An 18,632-nucleotide genomic window follows, 5' to 3' on the forward strand; every position below is an offset into this window, starting at 1 on the left:
GGTCAGGGTCAAAGAACCGTTGACCTGGCCAATCACATAACCGTCGCTTCCCGCCCGCCAGGCGGGATCCCTTGCCGAATCGCGGCCGCACCATGCGCGGCCGCAACCGTGCTGGGCCCATGAGCCCCCGGTCGGCGTCTTCACCCGCTTCATCAGAAGCCCGCGTCACCCACGCACGCCCAATGACGGCCGTGCGCCGTGGAGACCGGGCGCGGTCCGCCATGCCCGCGGGCCGTCACGCAGGCATGCCCTGCGGCGGGCCCCTTTCGCGGCGGTATCTCCCGAGTCCCGAGTCTCGGACCCGTTCCCCTGCCCGGTCATGCCCCTGTGCTCCGGCGCGGACGCCCTTCGGCGCGGAACGGCAGCCCTGTACCCCGAACGAAGGAAACGCATGCAGCAGCGAGCGATCAACGTCGTCCTGACCGGTGTCACCGGCGCGGCCCTGACCGGAATGCTGGTCGCGGGAGTGGCGGCCGCCAGCGACGACTCCGCTCCCAGCGAGCAGAAGCTCCTGTCCCAGCAGGCCATGGCCACGCAGGAGTACAAGACCTCCCACAAGGGTGAGAAGAAGGACTCCGGCAAGTCCGGGTCCACGTCCAAGGACTCCAAGCGGGCCAAGAAGGCCGCCGGGGTGATCCTCTCCGGCAAGACCACCGCGTCCTACTTCTGGGACGACGGCTCCGGCGTGAACGGCGACACCGGCGCGCCCGCCGGTGGCAAGCCGATGCAGAAGGGCCTGTTCGCGAGCCCGAGCTGGCCTCTGCACACCAAGGTCCGGGTGTCCTACGACGGCCGCAGCATCACCGGCTTCGTCGGCGACCGCGGCCCCGGGCGCCCGTCCCACAACGGGGTCATGCTCGACCTCGACACCTACACCTTCCGGTACCTGCTGGACGGCGGCAAGCCCAAGAGCAAGTACAACGCCGGCACCGGTGAGGGCCACATCAAGGGCGTCAAGTGGGAGGTCCTCAAGTGGGGCTCCGGCGCGGGCAAGCGCGGCGCCCCGAAGCCTCTCGGCTGATCGGGTGGGCCGCCTCACGGCCATTCTGTGAGGTCGCCCACCGTGCCTCCGGGCACTCCGGCAGGGCTGCCGGACGCAGGGAAAGGGAATGCCCCGGTGATCAGAAGATCGCCGGGGCATCGCCTTTCATGATCCGCACATCATGATCCATTCTCGGACGGCCGGGATTCCCCGCCGCGGCCCCCGGGCGCTCAAAGACGCGGCAGAAAGGGAAAGGGCGCCGTCGCCGGTTCGCGCGCCAGCTCCCGCGACAGCCCCATCGCCGCCGTCCGCACGGCGGGGGCGAGCCGGTCCAGGTCAAGGCGGCAGACGTTGCCGGTGATGGAGATCGCGGCGATCACGCGGCGGCGGTGGTCCAGGACGGGCGCGGCCACGGCCGACACCCCGGCCTCCGACTCCTCGCGGTTGACGGCGTAGCCGCGGCTGACCGTCCGGGCCAGCTCCCGCTGGAGCAGGCCCGGCATGACGATCGTGTGCGGCGTGTAGTGGACGAGCCCGGCGGCCAGCACCCGCTCCAGCCGCTGGGGCGGCCCCAGCGCGAGGAACAGCTTCCCCGTCGCGGTGCAGTAGGCGGGCAGGCGCCCGCCGACGCGGGACACGATCGGCATGGACCGGCGCCCGCTCACCTTCTCCAGGAACAGGGTGTCGTTCCCGTCCAGGACGGCCAGGTGGATGTTCTCGTGGGTCGCCTCGTAGAGGTCCTCCAGGTAGGGGAGGGCCGCCTCGCGGAGCCCGCGCGGCCTGGGCGCGCGCTGCCCGAGGACGAACAGCCGCATGCTCAGCCGGTAGCCGGACGCCGTCCGCTCCACGCCGCCCCACCGGACCAGCTCGCCCAGCAGCCGGTGCGCGGTCGGCTTGGGCAGCCCCGTCCGCGCCGCCAGCTCGGTGAGGTTGAGCTCGGTTTCGGCGGAGCCGAAGGCGTCCAGGAGGCTGAGCCCGCGCGCCAGCACCGACCGTGGCGGCTCCTCGTCCGGCGACCGTGTGTCCATCCCCCGATGGTTCCCGTGATCGGGGCCGCCCGCAAGTGCGGGGAATCGGGCGACGGCCCTGCTCATCGGCCGTGGCCGGTGATCGGCGCCTCGATGAGCAGCGGAGCGGTGAGGTCCTTCACCGAGGCCACCGCGTCCCGCAGCTCGGCCGCCGACCCGGCCCGGAGCGCGTCCATCCCGAAGACGCGGGCGGCGCTCTGCCAGTCCAGCGCGGGTGGCGCGAGGTCCATCCCCACGTACCGGCCGTGTTCCGCCGAGGCGCCCTTGCTCTCGTCGAGGGTGTTCTTCAGGGTGCGGTACTCGCCGTTGTTCATGACGACGAACGCGACGGGCACCTGGTAGCGGGACGCGCTCCACAGGCCCTGGAGGCCGAACATCGCGCATCCGTCGCCGAGCACCGCGACCACCGGGCGGCCGGGGTCCCCCAGGCGGGTGCCGACCGCAGCTCCGATGCCCCAGCCGAGGCCGCCGCCGACGGCGTGCACGTAGGAGCCCGGCCGGTCCTGCCGCAGGACGGCCCGCAGCGCCAGCCCCGCCGTGATCGCCTCCTCGACGACGACCGCGTCGTCGGGGAGCCCGTCGGCGACGGCGTGGGCGGCCGCTCGCGGGTCCATCGGCGCCGGGCCGTAGGCGTCGCGGGCCGCCGACTCCGCCTCGGCCCTGGTCCTGGCCGTGATCGCGCCGATCCGCTCGGCGCGCTCCCGGGCGGACGGCACCCGCCCGTCCAGCTGGTCGGCGAGGGCCCGGAGCGTCCCGCCCAGGTCGCCCGTCAGCCCGTGCCGGACGGCGAAGTTGCGGCCGATCTCCGCCGGGTCCTCGTCCACCTGGACGATCTCCAGCCCGTCCGGGACGGCCGGCCCGGGCGTGTAGTGGTGCGGCATGAACGCGTGGCACCCGACGATGAGGGCGACGTCGTGCGCCGCCAGCGTCTGGCGTATCACGGCGTTGCGGGGCGGCAGCATGCCCGCGTACAGCGGGTGCCCGCCGGGGAAGTCGATCCCGTCGTTCATCGGCTGGTGGTAGACGGTCGCGCCGAGGCGCTCGGCCACCGCGACCAGTGCCTGCACGGAGCCCGTCCGCCCCACCGCGTCGCCCGCGATCACCACGGGGCGCTCGGCGGAGGCCAGCAGCGCCGCGGCGTCCGCGGCGCCGGCCGCGGCCGGGCCCGGGCCGGACACCGGGGACCGCGCCGGGACCGTCACGTCCGTGTCCTCCTCAAGGAGGTCCATCGGGACCGACACCAGCACCGGCCCCGCGGGGGGCCGCGCGGCGAGCGCGAACGCGCGCCGCAGCACGATCGGCAGGTCGCGGGCGTGCTGGACCTCGATGGCGAGCTTGGTCGCCGCCGACGCCAGGCCCACCAGGTCGCCCGACAGCATCGGGTCCTGGATGAGGTGGCGGCGGTCCTGCTGGCCCGCCACGATGACCAGGGGGGTCCGCGAACGCAGCGCGTTCAGCATCCCGATCAGCCCGTTGGCGACGCCCGCCGCCACGTGCAGGCTGACGAACGCCGGGCGCCGTGACGCGCGTGCGTACCCGTCGGCCATGGCGACGACGGACCCCTCCTGGAGCCCGAGGACGTACTCCAGGTCGGGCGCCTCCACCAGCGCGTCCATCAGCGGGAGCTCGGTCGTGCCGGGGTTGCCGAAGATCCGGGTCACGCCCTCGTCCCGGATGATCTCCAGCAGCGCCTCGATCGGCCTCATGTTCTCGTCTTCCTGCCCTTCAGTGCTTGGCTGATCCGCCGTCGACGTTGATCGTCTGGCCGGTGAGGAATCCGCTGCCCTCGTCGCACACGTACAGCAGCGTGGACAAGAGGTCGGCGGGCTCCTCGACGCGCGGGACGACCTGGAGGTTGCGGACCCGCTCGAACCCGCCGTCCGCGCCGGTCGTGCGCGCGGCGGTCTCGGTGCGGGTCAGGCCCGGCGAGATCGCGTTCACGGTGATCCCGTCCCCGCCGACCGCGCTGGCCAGCGCCCGGGTGAACCCGACCAGCCCGGCCTTCGACGTGGTGTAGGCGACGAGGTCGGGGGGCCCGAGGAACACCACCGCCGAGACGATGTTCACCACCCGTCCCCAGCCCGCGGCCTGCATGTGGGGGAGGGCGGCCCGTGTCACGAGGAACGGCCCGTCCAGGTTCACCCGCATGATCCGGCGCCAGTCCTCCAGCGTCGTCTTCTCGAAGGGGAGCGGCGGATAGATCCCGGCGTTGTTGACCACGATGTGGAGGCCCCCGAAGCGGCCGGCGGCCTCCTCGACGGCGGCCTCCACCTCGTCCGGGTCCGTCACGTCCGCGCGCAGCGGATGGAACCGGCCATCGCCGATCAGCTCCGCGGTCTCCGACATGTCGGCCAGGTCGAGCCCCGCCACCCGGTACCCCCGCTCGGCCAGGGCGACCGCGAACTCGCGCCCCAGTCCTCCCGCGGCACCGGTGACGAGGGCGACCCTCTGATCTGCGTTCCCCGACGGCGTCTCGCTCATGGAGGTCAGCGTGGGGCCGCGCACGCGATAGCGACAAGGCACCGTTTTCATTCACCGGAACAGGACCCTTGTGGTGACGTGGCGCAGGTCACATGCTCGCCGCATGGCTGTTTCCCGGCCGCACGCCTCAGCCCCCACGGGGAAGGGGATGGAGGCGTCCTCCGCGTCGCGGCGGACCCGCCTCCACCGCCGGGCCCCCGGCGGGGCCCTCGCCGGGACGCCGCGCGTACGCGAGACCGCCCACCCCGGCCGCCGCCCCGCCCCGCCCCGGCGGGGCGGCGGTCTCCCTCAACGGCGCCGGGTGCGCCGCAACCTTCAGCGGCCCGCCAGTGACTCGACGACCGGGGCGAACCGCTCCATGTGCCCGTCCGGGACGAGGTAGTAGCTGAAGCCGTACCGTTCGCGCCGCGCGGACATCTGCTCGGCCATGTGCTCGGGCGGGCCGACGAACTGGGACGGCATGTCCAGGACGAGCTCCGCCGCCGAGGCGCCCCATCCCCGCAGCACCGCCGTCCGCGCCGCCGCGGCGCGGGGATCGGGGCCGAACGCCGGGGACACCAGCATGCTCAGCTCGACGTCGCGTCCGGCGGCAGCCTCGCGGACCCGGCCGACCTTGCGGGCGATGGTGCCCGGCAGCCGCTCGGAGATCTCGTCGGAGATCATCCCGTCGGGGAGCGCGCGCGGCAGGACGCCCACGGTGTCGGCGAGCCTCCCGCCGATGCCGAGCATGCGCCTGCTCCCGGCCCCGACCACGATCGGGAGGCGCCGCCCGGGGCACGGGAACACCGTCAGCCCGTCGACGCGGTAATGCTCGCCGGCGAAGGCCGTCTCCTCACCTGACAGCAGGCCCCGCAGCACGCGGAGGGACTCCTCCAGCCGCCCCACCCTCGTCCCGGCCTCGTCGAACGGCATCCCGGCCCGCCTGTACTCCTCGCGCAGCCAGCCGGCGCCGACGCCCAGCTCGAAGCGTCCGCCGGACACGTGGTCGAGGGTCGCGGCCTCCTTGGCGAGGACCACCGGGTGCCGGAAGTCGTTGGACAGGACCATCGTCCCCAGCCCCAGGGTGCTCGTCGCCCCGGCGGCGGCCGCGAGCGCGATCAGCGGTGCGAGCTGGTCGCCGAAGGGCTCGGCCACGACGTGGTCCCGCAGCGTCAGCGTGGCATAGCCGAGCCGCTCGGCGCGCCGGGCCGTCGCGATCAGGTCGTCCGCCGAGCGGATCGACTCGCCCACGACCCCGAAGCGGAACGGCCGCCTGTGTTCGTCCATGGGACGAGCATGGCGCCCGGGCAGCACGGCCGCTGGCAGGGATCCGACACCGCGTTCGGGGACCCCGGGGTGACACGGCGTCGGGGCTGGCCTCCGCCGGGCGGCGATCGCAGACTTGCCGGGGGCGCCATCGCCCTGGCCGTTCGTTCCCCCGGCCCCGGAGGTCACACGTGAGTGAATCGTCCCCCGCCCGCACGTCCCCGGCGAGAAGGATCGCGGCCGCTGTGCTGCTGATCGCCCCGTTCGCCGTCTACCTGGCCGTGCCGAGCTACGCCAAGGACGGCCCGCGCCTGGCGGGCTTCCCGTTCTTCTACTGGTGGCAGCTGCTGTGGGTGGTGCTGACCGCGTTCTGCGTCGGCGCCGCCCACCTGCTCACCCGCAAGCGGGGTGACGCCCGATGAGGGACGCCGACGGAGTCGAGCTCACGATCTTCGTCTTCTTCTTCGCCGTCGTGACCGTCGTGGGCTTCGCGGCGGCCCGCTGGCGGCGCGGGCAGACGATCATGCATCTGGACGAGTGGGGCCTCGGCGGACGGGGCTTCGGCACGTTCGTCACCTGGTTCCTGCTGGGCGGCGACCTCTACAGCGCCTACACCTTCATCGCCGTCCCCGCCGCGGTGTTCGCCGGGGGCGCGATGGGCTTCTGGGCGGTGCCGTACGGGGCGATCGCCTATCCCCTCGTCTTCCTGATCGGACCGCGTCTGTGGTCGGTCGCGCACCGGCACGGGTACGTGACCGCCGCCGACTTCGTCCGCGGGCGCTACGGGTCGAGGTCCCTCGGGCTCGCCGTGGCGCTCACCGGGATCCTGGCGATGATGCCCTACATCGCCCTGCAGCTCGTCGGCATCCAGGCGGTCCTCACCGTCATGGGGGTCTCCGGCTCCGGCCGGGCCAAGGACCTGCCGCTGTTCCTCGCGTTCGCGCTCCTGGCCGCCTACACCTTCACCTCGGGGCTGCGGGCGCCCGCGCTCATCGCGTTCGTCAAGGACGCGATGATCTACCTGGTGATCATCGTCGCGGTCGTCTACATCCCGACGAGGCTCGGCGGGTGGGACGGCGTCTTCGACAAGGCCGGCACGGCGCTGGCCACGCCGAACCCGGCGACCGGAAGGCCCGCCGGCTCGCTGTTCACCACCGACATGACGCACTGGGCGTACGGGACGCTGGCGCTCGGCTCGTCGCTGGCGCTGTTCATCTACCCGCACAGCGTGACCGGCGCGCTCGCCGCCGGGCGCCGTGACGTGATCAGGCGGAACGCGGCGCTGCTGCCCGCGTACTCGCTGCTGCTGGGGCTGCTCGCGCTCCTCGGCTACATGGCGCTGGCGCATCCGGGCACCGCAGCGGCCGTGCGGCGGGCGGGCAACCCGCAGCTCGCGGTGCCCGAGCTGTTCGACCGGCTCTTCCCGAGCTGGTTCGCCGGGATCGCGTTCGCCGCGATCGGCGTCGGCGCCCTGGTGCCCGCGGCGATCATGTCGATCGCCGCCTCCAACCTGTTCACCCGCAACGTCTACAGCGCGTTCATCCGCCCCGGTGCGGCCCCCGAGGAGGAGACGCGGGTCTCGCAGCTGGTGTCGCTGCTGGTCAAGCTGGGGGCGCTGGTGTTCGTCCTCGGCTTCGACAAGTCGCTGGCGATCAACCTGCAGCTGCTCGGCGGGATCTGGGTCGTGCAGACCTTCCCGTCCATCGGCATCGGCCTGTACACGCGGTGGCTGCACCGCTGGGGGCTGCTCGCGGGCTGGGCGGCCGGGATGGCGTACGGGACGATCACCGCCTACGGCACGTCCTCGCCCACCCAGGAGCACTTCGGCTCGCCGCTCGCCGGCATCCCGCTCGCCGGCCACACCGGCTACATCGCGCTGACCGCGTTCGTGCTGAACATGCTCGTCGCCGTGGCGGCCACCGCGGCGCTGCGCGCGGCCGGCGTCGACGCCGGGGAGGACGAGACGAGCGAGGACGACTACACGGCGGACGCGGACGGCGCGCCCGCGGCCCCCGATGATCCGGGCCGCCCGCTCGCAGGCCGTCCGGCCTGAGGCCCGGGACGCCGTCGACCGGTGGACCGGGGCGAGCGGCTCGGTCGCCGTCCGTGCGGCGTAAGGGCGTCACCGTCTGCCCCGGTGCCACCGGTCACCTTCAAGGCTGCGCCCCGGCGCCCGGTTCCGCAAGGCCCCGGGCGCCGGGCGCGGGACGGGCCGCACGTCAGGGCGCGCCGACCCGCTGGGACAGCAGCCGTCCCGGCCATTCGCCGACCGTGAACTCCGCCACGGGCTCGAAGCCGTTACGGCGGTAGTACTCGACGAGCCGCCCGTCCCCGCCGCCGTAGCAGTCGACGCGGACCAAATCGACGCCCCTTGCGCGCGCCTCGTCCCGCGCCTTGCCGAGCAGCGCGCGGCCCACCCCGTGCCCGGCGAACGCGCGGTCGGTGAGCAGCAGCGTGATGTACAGCTCCGGCTCGTCGATCGCCGCGACATAGGACGGCGGCTCCGCCGAGAGGGCCATGATCCCCGCGGGCCGCCCGTCCACCTCCGCCACCCAGATCTCGTCGGAACGGGCGATGCCGGAGATCCGCTCCACCCGGCGCGGATCGGCGGACCAGGGCTCGGTGCCCCACTGGCCCGCGCGCCCGTTCGCCACGAGCCACTCCACGGCGCCGTCCAGCATCGCCAAGATCACCGGCACGTCCTCCGTGCCGCCCCTGCGGAACTCCATCGCGCCTCCTCGTGCGCATCGATCCTCGCAGAGGCCGATCCCCGCCGCGAGACGGGACGCAGGCCCGTCACGCGGCGATGAGCGCCCGCGCGCGGCGCAGAAGCGCGAGCGTGATGCCGTGCAGCAGGTCGCCGGTCTCCTTCGGGGCCTTCCCGGCGCACGCCCGGGCGTGGGTGCCCTCCAGGACGATGCCGAGCTTGAAGCAGGCCAGCACCGCGTACCAGGTGACCGACGACAGGTCGCGTCCGGCGACCGCGTCCGGCCGCGCCGCGTAGGCCGCGACGAGGTCGTCCGGCGAGGGCAGCCCGCCGGCCGCGCCCAGGGGCCCCGCGAGGGCGGCGCCGGGACCGCCGTGGTCCGGCCAGGTGGCCAGCAGCCAGCCGAGGTCCAGCAGCGGGTCGCCGATGGTGCACATCTCCCAGTCGACGATCGCCGCGACCTCCGGGCCGCCATAGGAGTACATCAGGTTCGCCAGGTGATAGTCGCCGTGCATGATGCCGGGCCGCCACATCGCGGGACGGTGCGCGTCCAGCCACGCGGCCACCTCGTCCACGCCGGGGATCTCCGGGCCCGCGTACCCGTCGAGGACGCCGTAGGACTCCAGCTCCGACGTCCAGCGGCGCACCTGGCGCTCCAGGAACCCCTCCGGCCTGCCGAAGCCGGCGAGGCCCGCCGCCTCGTGGTCCACCGCCGCGAGCGCCGCGAGGGCGCGCGCCGCGTTCAGCCCCATCTCGCGCCGGACGGAGGCGTCCCCCCGGTGCAGGTCCGGCAGGGTCACCGAGCCGTTGAAGCCGTCGACCGGCGTCATCAGGTAGAAGACCGCGCCGCCCATCACGTCCTCGTCCGGGCACGCGGCGATCAGCCGCGGCGCGGGGACGTCGGTGCCGCCGAGGGCCGCGAGCACGCGGGCCTCGCGGCGCATCACGTCGTTGGTCCTGGCGCGCAGGTGCCGCGGACCGCGGCGGAGCACGTACCCGCGGCCGCCCCTGCGGAAGCGGACCAGGGTGTTCTGCGTCCCGCCGGTCAGCGGCGCGACGTCCTCGAACGGCCCGCCGGGAAGGCCCTGCCCGTCCATCCACGCGGCCAGGACGGCGAAGTCCACGAGCGCGGCGTCGATCTGCTCAGGCTGCACGGGCGGGTCCCTTCCCTGGAGAGGCGCCGGAGAGTGACGCTCTGTGCTGCCCTTACCTACCCAGGAAAGGGCGCCGGGCCGCGCCCGGCGGGTTCCCATTCGTCCAAGACGATGGCGTCGAAGGGCGGCAGCCTGGGCATGTCAACCGCGATGACCAGGGAGGACGACATGACCAGTGAGATCCGCAGGACCTTCTACCCGCTGATCAACTGCGCCGATCCCGCCGCGTCCATGGCGTGGCTGGAGAGGGCCTTCGGCTTCACCCCGCTGGAGGCGCACCGGGACGAGACCGGGAAGGTCGTGCACGCCGAGATGCGCTACGACACCGGGATCTTCATGTTCGGCAACGGCGAGCCCGGCACGTCGGCGGTCTACGTGGCCGTCGACGACCCCGACGCGCACCACGACCGGGCGAAGGCCGCGGGCGCCGAGATCTTCCGGGAGCTCACCGACCAGGACTACGGCTCCCGCGACTACGCCGCCCGCGACCAGGACGGCAACGAGTGGTACTTCGGGACCTACCGCCCCTGAACCGCGGATATCGAGGGGAAGCCGGCCCTCTTCCGGTGTTACGGTGCCGGGGCCGGCCGCGGGACTCCGGTGCGACTTCCGGAACCCGCCTGTCAAGCGACGATTCGCCGTTCGCGCCCCCATTCCCCGGCCGGCACCCCGACCCCCTCCGGCCGACCGCGGGATGCCATGAGCGAGACGTTCGCCGACCTGATCGCGTGCGAGGACGCGCTGATGTTCGTCAACGCGGCGATCACCTCCACCGGGCAGCGGGAGTTCCGCCACCGAGAAGGCGGGCAGCGGCTCTCGCTCGACTTCCTCCACCGGTACACGCTGGCGAACTACCGCGAGCTGTACGCGGCGGCGCTGGCGCTGCGGATCAACGACCACAACGCCGCCCTCATCGTGCTGAACCTGCTGGCGCACGCGGGCGACGTCGGTGTGGAGCGCCGGCGGCATGAGGGACGGCTGATCGCGCGGCGGCTGGAACTGCTGCCACAGCACCGCGTGTACCGGGTGTTCCGCGAGCTGCGCCGGCTCGGCGTCAACAACCGGCGCACCCGCGCGATCGTCCGCGACTGGCTGGCCGGGCGCCGCGACCCGGCGTTCGACGCGGTCAAGTACCGCGGCGCCGTCAAGTCGGCGGTGCGGCACGCGCACCTGCCGCTGGACGGGGAGCTGGGCCCGTTCCTGTTCGCGCCGCACGGCGTGAGGTCGTTCCGGACGCCGATCTTCGAGCGGTGGCGGCGTGCGCACTACGAGCAGGCCGCCCTCTACGGGCTGCCGTTCACGGTCGCGGAGGGCTTCGCGGCCAAGCACGAGATACCCCGCGAGGTCTTCCTGGAGCGCATCGAGCCGCAGATGACGCGTCTGGAGCGCCTCCGCCACCAGGAGGGCGCCCGGAAGGCCGGGGTGGACGCCGTCGCGGCGGATCTGGGCGCCATGCCCCTGACGCGGCTGGCCTCGTACGTGCTCTCCCTGCCGCTGGACGACCGGGCCGCGCGCCGCGCCGAGCTGACCGCCGCGCTGCGCACCGCCGCGGGCCGGGCCGCGGGGGCGGCCGCCGGATCGTGGGGGAGGGTCACCGCCGTCCTGGACGACAGCTACTCCGCCACCGGCTCGGGGCAGAAGCGACGCCGTCCCCTCGCGGTGGCGCTGGCCGCGTCCTTTCTGCTGGAGAGCCTCGCCGCGGAGTACACGCCGCTGTGGACGTCCGGCCGGGCCGATGAGCTGCTGCTGTACCCGTACGGGCCGACGCCGCTCGGCGAGCGGATCCTGGACGCGCTCGGCACCGCGCCGGAGCGCCTGATCATCATCTCCGACGGCTGGGACAACGCCCCGCCGGGCCTCGCCGCCGACGTCCTGCGGATCTGGCGGACGCGGCTCGACCCCGCCCGCCGGGTCATGATCGCCCACCTCAACCCGGTGTACGACGCCGACGACTTCGACGTGCGGCGGCTGGCCCCGTCGGTGCCGGCCGCCGGGATCCGCGACGCGGAGGACCTCGCCACCCTGGTCGAGCTGGCCCGGTTCGCCGAAGGGCGGCTGGGCCTGGACGCGCTGCGGGCGCATCTGGACGCCCAGACGGCCCGCTTCCTGGAGGTGACCGCGTGATGTTCCGCCCGGACGGGCTGACGACAGGGCCCGCGCAGGTGTGGAACGCGATCCGGCTCGTCCCGCTGCTGCGCGAGGAGCCCGTCCCGCACCTGCGCCTGCACCGCAGGGTCTACGAGCAGCCGGTCTCCGTGGTCGAGGTCGGCGACGGAACCGTCTACACCGCCTACGTCCCGCACGCCTTCGTCGCCACGTGGAGCGAGGACGACCGGCTCCCGGCGGCCTCGTACGGGACCCGGCTGCTGGAGAGGGACACCCGGCCCGCGCCGCCGCGTATGCCCGTCCGCACCACCCGGCGCATGGCGCGCAAGGCGGGCAAGGACCGGCTCCGCTTCCTGCCGCTGCACCTGGCGGTCGAGGGTTACCTCGCGCTGCACTTCGGCGGCCCGGAGATCGTCTGGGAGGAATGGTCGCGGCGGGCGGTCGCGCGGGGCCTGTCGCCGCGCTGCGAGGAAACCTACCTCGGCTCGGAGGTGCGCGGCCTGGAGGACGCGCTGCGGATCTTCGAGATCCATCCCGGGCAGTGCGGAGTGCTGGTCTACGTGGCCGACGCCCTGGCCGGCGCGTTCGTGACCCCGCACCAGGACGACTACCGGGCGCTGCACCCGACACTGGTCGAAGACCTCTTCGGCGAGCTGATCTACATGTACGGGCTTCTGGGGGCGCCCGCGGGCGACCTGTCGGCGGGCATCGACGGCGGGGGGATCCGCTCGCTCGCCGACCTGCGCGCCGCCGCCGCGCGGGCACGGGACGCGTGGGCCGACTTCCACGACGGGACCATGGCCGGGGGGCTGCGCGACCCCGACGGGTCCCGCCAGGTCGTGCAGTTCCTGAACGGCTTCGAGCTGGCGCGCTTCATGCCGTCGTTCGGGCTGCGCCGGGAGAACCACATCGGCGAGGCCATCGTCGACGAGGAGGGCCGGCTCGCCTACATGAAGACGTTCCGGCTCTCCGACGGCCAGGTCCGGCGCGGCCACCTGCTCAAGCAGCTCGCCCGGCACGGCTGGCGGCTCGCGGACACGGCCGCGTCCCTGGGCGTCGGCGAGGCCGCCCTGGCGCTGCGGCTCGAACGCTCCGGGTTCGGCCACCTGCTGCGCCAGGACGTCCTGGACCACTACCGGGCGCAGGCCCGGCGCGAGGGCGTCACCTGAGACCGGCGAACAGGTCGTCCTCACGGGCGGGCGCCTCGACGCGGGTCCACCGCCGGACGAACGACTCGCTGGAGAAGGCCATGAACTGGACCTCCTCCGGGAGCCGCAGCAGGAAGATGTTCTCGCCCTGGCTCGCGTGCGCCTGCAGGGCCTTCAGCTTGGCGCCGACGTGCGCGGACACGTCCACGACGCTGGTGATCAGCTCGTCGGGGGTGCCGAAGTCGTCGGGCGGGTCGAAGTCGATTTCAAGGCCGGCCTCCGCGACGTACTCGGTCATCTGCTTGATGCCCGAGCGCGGGATCGCCGTGTAATACAGCTTGTCGGGGATGCCGGTGCCCTCGGCGGCGGACACGGCGATGCGGTGGGCCTGGATGTGGTCGGGATGCCCGTAGCCGCCGTTCTCGTCGTAGGTGACGACGACCTGCGGCCGGTACCGCTCCATCAGCGTGGCGAGCCGGCCCGCGGACTCCTCCTGCGGGACGTTCGCGAACGCCCCGGGCGCCTCGTTCGCGGACCAGCCGGCCATCCCGGAGTCCGGGTAGCCCAGCAGCTCGACCTCGTCGATACCGAGGTGGGCGGCCGACTCGCGCAGCTCGGCGATGCGCCGCCGCGCCACCGCGGCCGCGTCGTGGCCGGGATCGCCGGGCTTCAGGCCGCCCGAGTCGTCGCCCTGCTCGCCGTTGGTGCAGGTCACCAGGACGGTGCGGATGCCCTCGGCGGCGCAGCGCGCGAGCAGCCCGCCCGTCCCGAGCACCTCGTCGTCGGGGTGGGCGTGGACCGCCATCAGCGTGAGTTCGTGCTCCATTGCTCCGGGACTCCTCGGGGCGCTCGTCCAGCCGTCCACTTTACGTGCTCGCGGACGGGGCGGCCGGGGAGCCGGTCAGGTCTGCGAGGAGGACTCGGCCGCCGACAGCTCCGCCGGGGTGAGCGGATGCGCCGGCTCGTCGAAGGGGAACCTGGACTCCACGGCCAGCCCGTCCACGACGAGCAGCTCGCCCGGGTCGAGGAGCCGCCACCCGGGATCGTCGTCCATGCGCTCGCTGGCCACCACGCAGGCGGGCGTCGCCTCCCGGTGCCCCCGCACCTTCACCCGGCCGGGCTCATGCCCGGCGGTCAGATGCCGGTCCGCGTCCGGCCCGGGCAGCCGGGGCGTGAGCACCCAGAGCTCGTGCGTCGCGGGATAGCGCAGTGCCCAGAGCCTCCTCGACTCGGCCAGCACGAGGTTGAGGGCGAACAGCGGCAGCTCGGCGGCGATGCGCCGGACGGCCGCGACCAGCCCCTCCGTGGTGTCGCCCCGCCTGCGGGCCTCCGCGGTGACGTAGGCGCAGACGAGCTCGGAGTCGGTCTGCCCCCGGACGGGCGCGCGGTCCACGTCGGTGAGCCACGAGCCGAGCGTGTCCAGGCCCCGGACCACGCCGTTGTGGGCGAACAGCCGGTCGTCCATGACGAACGGATGGGAGTTGTGGACGTCGGGCGCCCCCGTCGAGGCGTACCGGACATGGGAGACGAACGTGTGCGAGAGGACGTGCCTGGCCTCGGCGCCGAAGTCGGTGTCCCGGAACGCGGCGATGGGGGCCCGGTCGCGGACGGGCTCCTCGCCCAGCGAGAACCAGCCGAGGCCCGTCCCGTCGGGCATCCGGCGGCTCTGGTCGCGGAGGCTGTCCGGTGCGTCCAGCAGCCAGAACGTGGCGCGGACGCGGGGGCCGCCGGTGGTCATCCCGAAGAGTCGGCACATACCTGCACGATGCCCTCCCGGGACCCGGTCACCCCTTGATCCGTCCCGGTCTTCCACGGCGGGCCGCCGATGCCGTACGGTCCGGTTATGGGGTCGCCGCTGGTTCTGCTCGACGTGGACGGGGTTCTCAATCCCTTCGAGAGGCCCCACCGCGGGTATCGCCGGCACCGCTGTTCGCCGAACGGCATCACGTTCAGGCTGTGGCTCGACCCCGGGCACGGGCCCTCGCTGCTGGAACTGGCCGAGTCCACCGGCGCGGAACTGGCGTGGGCGAGCTACTGGTGCCACAACGCCAACGAGTGGATCGGTCCCCGGATCGGCCTTCCGGACCTGCCATACGTGCCGATCCCGCGCTTCCCCGGTGTGGGGGAGGGGCGCACGCTCGGCTCCTGGAAGGCCCGGCACGTGGCGGCCTGGGCGGAGGGCCGCCCGTTCGTGTGGTTCGAGGACGAGCCGGACGCCACCGAGTGCATCGCCCGGGAGCCCGACGTCGCCGACCACCTGCTGGTGGCGGTCGACCCGCTGACCGGCCTGACCGGCCGGCACCTCGAACTCGCGGCGGGCTGGCTGAACGCGCTCGCCCGCTGACCGCCACGCGCCGGGCCCGGCGTCAGCAGGAGCCGAGCAGCCCGGTCAGCGCGGTCTTCTCCGCCTGGTCGACCGTCAGGGCGTACCGGTACTTCACATCGATCCAGGACCGGGCGTACATGCAGCGGAACGACGACAGCGGCGGCGTCCACTCGGCCGGGTCCTTGTCGCCCTTGGCCTGGTTGACGTTGTCAGTGACGGCCCACAGCTGCGAGCTGCCCAGGTCGTTGGCGAACGCCTGGCGGCGCGCGGTCGTCCAGGACGCGGCGCCCGAGCGCCACGCCTCGGCGAGCGGCACCATGTGGTCGATGTCGATGTCGGACGCCTGCGTCCAGGTGGCGCCGTCGTAGGGGCTGCGCCACGTCCCGGACACGGCGGCGCACGCCGAGTCCGTCTGCACGTCGGTGCCGTCCCGCTTCAGGACGACCTCGCGGGTGTTGCACGCGCCGGACTGCGTGATCCAGTGCGGGAACTTGTCGCGGCTGTAGCCGGTGGAGGGGCCTTCGGCCGCGACCGTCAGCGCGGCGAGGTGCTGGGCGGCCTCGCTCGCGCCGGGAGGCGGCGGCGGGGCGGCGGCGGCCGGGCCGAGCAGGGCGGTGACGGCGGCCGCGGTGGCGGTGGCGGTGAAGGCGGTGACGACGATCCCCGTGCGTTTCACGGGATCTCCTTTTCGCTGGGGGAACGAACCGCCGCCAGTCTCGATTAGTTGGATAAACCGGAAATGTCTATTTGGTTAGCGATGATCACATTTGAGTCACGACATTCCCCGGGGCAGGTGACATTCGTCCAAGACCCCGGGGCACCGGCCGCCTAGCGTCGCCAGCGAGGGAAGGGAGCCGACGATGTCGAGATCACCGCTGATGGACGCGGCCTTCGGGTACATGCAGGCGCAGATCGTCCATGTGGCCGCCGAGCTGGGGCTCGCCGACGCCCTGGCGGGCGGGCCGCTGTCGAGCGCGGAGCTGGCGAAGGAGACCGGCGCGCACGCGCCGTCCCTCCACCGCCTGCTGCGGGCGCTCACCTGCCTGGGGGCGGTGGAGCAGCGGGAGCAGGACCTGTTCGCGCTGACCGGGGAGGGATCACGCCTGCGCTCGGACGCGCCCGACTCGATCCGCTCGCTGGTCATGCTGTTCTGCGGACCGGACGTGTGGCGGACGTGGGGCGACATGGCCGAGACGCTGCGGACCGGCGAGTACGCCTGGCTCCGGGTGACCGGGAAGACGCCGTTCGAGTCCTTCGCCGCCGACACGGAGCTGTCGGCCACGTTCAACAAGGCGATGGCCGAGCACACCCGCACCGTCGCGCCCGGCCTGATCAAGGCGCACGACTTCTCCCGCTACGGGACGGTCGCCGACCTCGGCGGCGGCGACGGCACGCTCCTCGCGGCGATCCTGGAGACCGACCCGGAGCTGCGCGGGATCCTCTACGACCTTCCCGCGGGGCTCAAGGCCGCCGCCGGGACGCTGTCCGGCGTCGCCGATCGCTGCGAGGTCGTCGAGGGGGACTTCTTCGAGGCCGTGCCGGAGGGGGCCGACGCCTACATCCTCAAGAGCGTGATCCACGACTGGGACGACGAGAAGGCCGCCGCGATCCTGCGGACCGTCCGCCAGGGCATGCGCCCGGACGCGCGGGTGCTCCTCCTGGAGCAGGTCGTCCCGGAGATGGTGGAGCCCGGGACCATGGGCACCGTCATGAACGACCTCAACATGCTCGTCGCGACGGGAGGCCGCGAGCGGACCGCGGAGGAGTACCGCGACCTGCTCGCCGTGGCCGGGCTCACGGTGGTCGCGGACACCGGCCCCGTGCCGCCCTCGGACTACCACGTCATCGAGGCGAGGCCGGCGGACTAGGCCCCGGCCGGGCGCCGGCGGGCACGTTCCAGCGTTGCGCTACTGGCGCGTCCAGTCCGGCTGGACGAAGTCGGCGACCCGGGCGTCGGGCCGCCCGAGGAGCACCACCTCGCGGAACTGCCACAGCATCGCGCCGGTGGGGGCGTGCACCGACCAGCCCGGCCCGAGGCGCATCTGGAGGAGGCTCCTGCCGGCGGCCTGCGGCACCCACCGCGGCGTGTCGTCGTCGGCCAGCGTCCGCAGGCTCACATGGTGGACGGAGTGGACCTCGTCCGGGCTCGGGAGCGGCACCCCGGGATGCTCCAGCGCGACCACGATCGGCGTGATCACGAACCCGGAGGTGGCGGGGAAGTCGTCGAGCCTGCCGAGGACGTCGGCGGGTCCGGCGGCCAGCCCGATCTCCTCCCGCAGCTCCCGCAGCGCCGCGGCCTCCGGCGTCTCGCCCGCCTCCAGGCGCCCGCCGGGCAGGCCCCACTGCCCGGCGTTCCGCCCCTGGTAGGCGCGCCGGATGAGGATCACCGAGGGGACGCCGGCGTGCTCGACCGCGCACAGGACGACCCCGGCCCGGCGCAGACCGGGCGCGTCCGGCACCGTCATGTGCTCGAACAGGGCGAGCCTTCCGGCGGCGGCGTCGCGGAACGCCGCCAGGCTGTCGAGGGGACCGGTGCCGTCCAGAAGGTCCGTCATGCGTCGATACTGCCAGGACCGGCCTCGCGCGCGTACCGCGCCGGCGACGTGCCGACCGCCGCGCGGAAATCGCGGGTGAGGTGGGCCTGGTCGGCGTAGCCCAGCTCGGCCGCCAGAGCGGACCAGTCGACGCCCGTCCCCGAGGCGGCCCGCTCGGCGGCCTCCAGCAGCCGGTACCGCCGGATCACCCACTTGGGGCCGATGCCCACGTACTCGTGGAACAGCCGCTGGAGGCTGCGCGCCGACATGCCCGTGTCCGCGGCCAGCCCGGCGACCCCGATCAGCCCCGGTGACGCCGCGATCCGCTCGACGACCTCCGCGGCCAGCGCGGCGGAGGGGTCCGGCCCGTGGCCCTGCCCGGTGAGGAACCCTTCCAGCAGCTCCAGTTCCCCGGCGGGATGGGAGGCCGCGGCCATCCTCCCGGCGAGCGCGCCGCCCGCCTGGCCGAAGACCTCCTCCAGGCCGGGGAACCTGCCGGTGATCCGCGACACCGGCGCGCCCAGGAACGGCCGGAACCCGCCGGGACGGAACCCCGCGCCGACCACCCGGCCCTCGTCCGCGATCTCCTCGACGAACTCGTCGCGCACCACGCCCGCGACCCGGGCCCGCGCCGTCCCCCCGGTCAGGTAGCTCGTGAACGTCATGTGGACGCAGGGACGGGTGAGCACCTGCTGCCGGTGCGGAGGACGGCCGCGCAGGTCCCAGCGGAGCACCCAGAAGAACTCGATGAACGGGACGAGCTCCGGCGGCGGCGCCGTGCGCTCGACCCGGAAACGTTCCAAGCCCGTCCGGGCGCGCAGGATTCCCCGCGTCCCCGCGGGTAGGGATCGGCCCATCACCCCAGGCTAACGGGGGAAATGTCGCGTTTGTTCAAGACCGCGCGGCGCCGTCCCTCCTAGC

Annotated in this window: 19 protein-coding genes; 8 read left to right on the forward strand and 11 right to left on the reverse strand. The window is 73.6% G+C overall.

Translation table 11 applies throughout. From position 1 onward, the window contains the following. The first annotated feature begins 391 nt into the window (after positions 1-391). The gene (locus AGRA3207_RS38325) at positions 392-1,021 is read left to right on the forward strand and encodes an RlpA-like double-psi beta-barrel domain-containing protein (RefSeq protein WP_231332260.1); all 630 of its coding nucleotides are present in this window, start codon (positions 392-394) and stop codon (positions 1,019-1,021) included. 191 nt (positions 1,022-1,212) lie between these two features. Here AGRA3207_RS38325 and AGRA3207_RS38330 read toward each other — a convergent pair whose 3' ends face one another. The 4 genes from AGRA3207_RS38330 to AGRA3207_RS38345 all read right to left on the reverse strand — a co-directional run bounded on the left by AGRA3207_RS38330 (position 1,213) and on the right by AGRA3207_RS38345 (position 5,757). Further along, a complete protein-coding gene (locus tag AGRA3207_RS38330; protein ID WP_231332261.1) occupies positions 1,213-2,010 on the reverse strand; it encodes an IclR family transcriptional regulator in 798 nt (265 codons plus the stop codon). Between the two features lie 62 nt (positions 2,011-2,072). Continuing rightward, entirely contained in the window at positions 2,073-3,716 is a 1,644-nt protein-coding gene (locus AGRA3207_RS38335) for a thiamine pyrophosphate-binding protein (protein WP_231332262.1), read from the reverse strand. A 19-nt stretch (positions 3,717-3,735) separates the two neighbouring features. Continuing rightward, entirely contained in the window at positions 3,736-4,491 is a 756-nt protein-coding gene (locus AGRA3207_RS38340; RefSeq protein WP_231332263.1) for an SDR family NAD(P)-dependent oxidoreductase, read from the reverse strand. Positions 4,492-4,806: 315 nt separating this feature from the next. After that, complete coding sequence (locus AGRA3207_RS38345) at positions 4,807-5,757, reverse strand: TIGR03621 family F420-dependent LLM class oxidoreductase (RefSeq protein ID WP_231332264.1); 951 nt, start codon at positions 5,755-5,757, stop codon at positions 4,807-4,809. A gap of 170 nt (positions 5,758-5,927) precedes the next feature. Here AGRA3207_RS38345 and AGRA3207_RS38350 point away from each other — a divergent pair, with 170 nt between their 5' ends. Together AGRA3207_RS38350 and mctP are read left to right on the forward strand one after the other, a co-directional pair. Continuing rightward, entirely contained in the window at positions 5,928-6,158 is a 231-nt protein-coding gene (locus tag AGRA3207_RS38350; RefSeq protein ID WP_231332265.1) for a DUF3311 domain-containing protein, read from the forward strand. Next, positions 6,155-7,789, forward strand: coding sequence for a monocarboxylate uptake permease MctP (gene mctP, locus AGRA3207_RS38355; RefSeq protein ID WP_231332266.1), 1,635 nt, complete (start codon positions 6,155-6,157; stop codon positions 7,787-7,789). Before AGRA3207_RS38350 ends, mctP begins: the two co-directional genes overlap by 4 nt. Positions 7,790-7,955: 166 nt before the next feature. Here the strand turns inward: mctP and AGRA3207_RS38360 are convergent, their stop codons facing one another. Both AGRA3207_RS38360 and AGRA3207_RS38365 read right to left on the reverse strand, forming a co-directional pair. Next, the gene (locus AGRA3207_RS38360; RefSeq protein ID WP_231332267.1) at positions 7,956-8,465 is read right to left on the reverse strand and encodes a GNAT family N-acetyltransferase; all 510 of its coding nucleotides are present in this window, start codon (positions 8,463-8,465) and stop codon (positions 7,956-7,958) included. A 67-nt stretch (positions 8,466-8,532) separates the two neighbouring features. Further along, entirely contained in the window at positions 8,533-9,597 is a 1,065-nt protein-coding gene (locus tag AGRA3207_RS38365; protein ID WP_338028246.1) for a phosphotransferase family protein, read from the reverse strand. 168 nt (positions 9,598-9,765) lie between these two features. Here AGRA3207_RS38365 and AGRA3207_RS38370 point away from each other — a divergent pair, with 168 nt between their 5' ends. From AGRA3207_RS38370 to AGRA3207_RS38380, 3 genes are all read left to right on the forward strand, one after another. Beyond that, a complete protein-coding gene (locus AGRA3207_RS38370) occupies positions 9,766-10,128 on the forward strand; it encodes a VOC family protein (RefSeq protein ID WP_231332268.1) in 363 nt (120 codons plus the stop codon). Between the two features lie 168 nt (positions 10,129-10,296). Next, complete coding sequence (locus AGRA3207_RS38375; protein WP_231332269.1) at positions 10,297-11,721, forward strand: hypothetical protein; 1,425 nt, start codon at positions 10,297-10,299, stop codon at positions 11,719-11,721. Further along, a complete protein-coding gene (locus AGRA3207_RS38380) occupies positions 11,721-12,872 on the forward strand; it encodes an ARPP-2 domain-containing protein (protein ID WP_231332270.1) in 1,152 nt (383 codons plus the stop codon). Before AGRA3207_RS38375 ends, AGRA3207_RS38380 begins: the two co-directional genes overlap by 1 nt. On the opposite strand, the gene AGRA3207_RS38385 is transcribed toward AGRA3207_RS38380, so the two are convergent. Continuing rightward, on the reverse strand, positions 12,865-13,677 hold the full coding sequence (locus tag AGRA3207_RS38385) for a PIG-L family deacetylase (RefSeq protein ID WP_231332271.1): 813 nt from the start codon (positions 13,675-13,677) through the stop codon (positions 12,865-12,867). The genes AGRA3207_RS38380 and AGRA3207_RS38385 overlap by 8 nt on opposite strands. A 75-nt stretch (positions 13,678-13,752) precedes the next feature. Next, a complete protein-coding gene (locus AGRA3207_RS38390; RefSeq protein WP_231332272.1) occupies positions 13,753-14,607 on the reverse strand; it encodes a class II glutamine amidotransferase in 855 nt (284 codons plus the stop codon). A gap of 87 nt (positions 14,608-14,694) precedes the next feature. Between AGRA3207_RS38390 and AGRA3207_RS38395 the strand changes: the two genes are divergently transcribed. Beyond that, positions 14,695-15,195, forward strand: a complete 501-nt coding sequence (locus AGRA3207_RS38395) for an HAD domain-containing protein (protein WP_231332273.1) — start codon at positions 14,695-14,697, stop codon at positions 15,193-15,195. A 22-nt stretch (positions 15,196-15,217) separates the two neighbouring features. On the opposite strand, the gene AGRA3207_RS38400 is transcribed toward AGRA3207_RS38395, so the two are convergent. Beyond that, a complete protein-coding gene (locus AGRA3207_RS38400; RefSeq protein WP_231332274.1) occupies positions 15,218-15,853 on the reverse strand; it encodes an HNH endonuclease family protein in 636 nt (211 codons plus the stop codon). A 184-nt stretch (positions 15,854-16,037) separates the two neighbouring features. Here AGRA3207_RS38400 and AGRA3207_RS38405 point away from each other — a divergent pair, with 184 nt between their 5' ends. Next, positions 16,038-17,045, forward strand: a complete 1,008-nt coding sequence (locus AGRA3207_RS38405; RefSeq protein ID WP_231332275.1) for a methyltransferase — start codon at positions 16,038-16,040, stop codon at positions 17,043-17,045. Positions 17,046-17,084: 39 nt separating this feature from the next. On the opposite strand, the gene AGRA3207_RS38410 is transcribed toward AGRA3207_RS38405, so the two are convergent. Then, positions 17,085-17,732: an NUDIX hydrolase gene (locus AGRA3207_RS38410; RefSeq protein ID WP_273699976.1), complete on the reverse strand. Its 648-nt coding sequence runs from the start codon at positions 17,730-17,732 to the stop codon at positions 17,085-17,087. Further along, positions 17,729-18,568, reverse strand: coding sequence for a helix-turn-helix domain-containing protein (locus AGRA3207_RS38415; RefSeq protein ID WP_231332276.1), 840 nt, complete (start codon positions 18,566-18,568; stop codon positions 17,729-17,731). The genes AGRA3207_RS38410 and AGRA3207_RS38415 overlap by 4 nt, the downstream gene beginning before the upstream one ends. Positions 18,569-18,632: the final 64 nt, after the last annotated feature.

It is taken from the genome of Actinomadura graeca (assembly GCF_019175365.1).
Taxonomy (GTDB): domain Bacteria; phylum Actinomycetota; class Actinomycetes; order Streptosporangiales; family Streptosporangiaceae; genus Spirillospora; species Spirillospora graeca.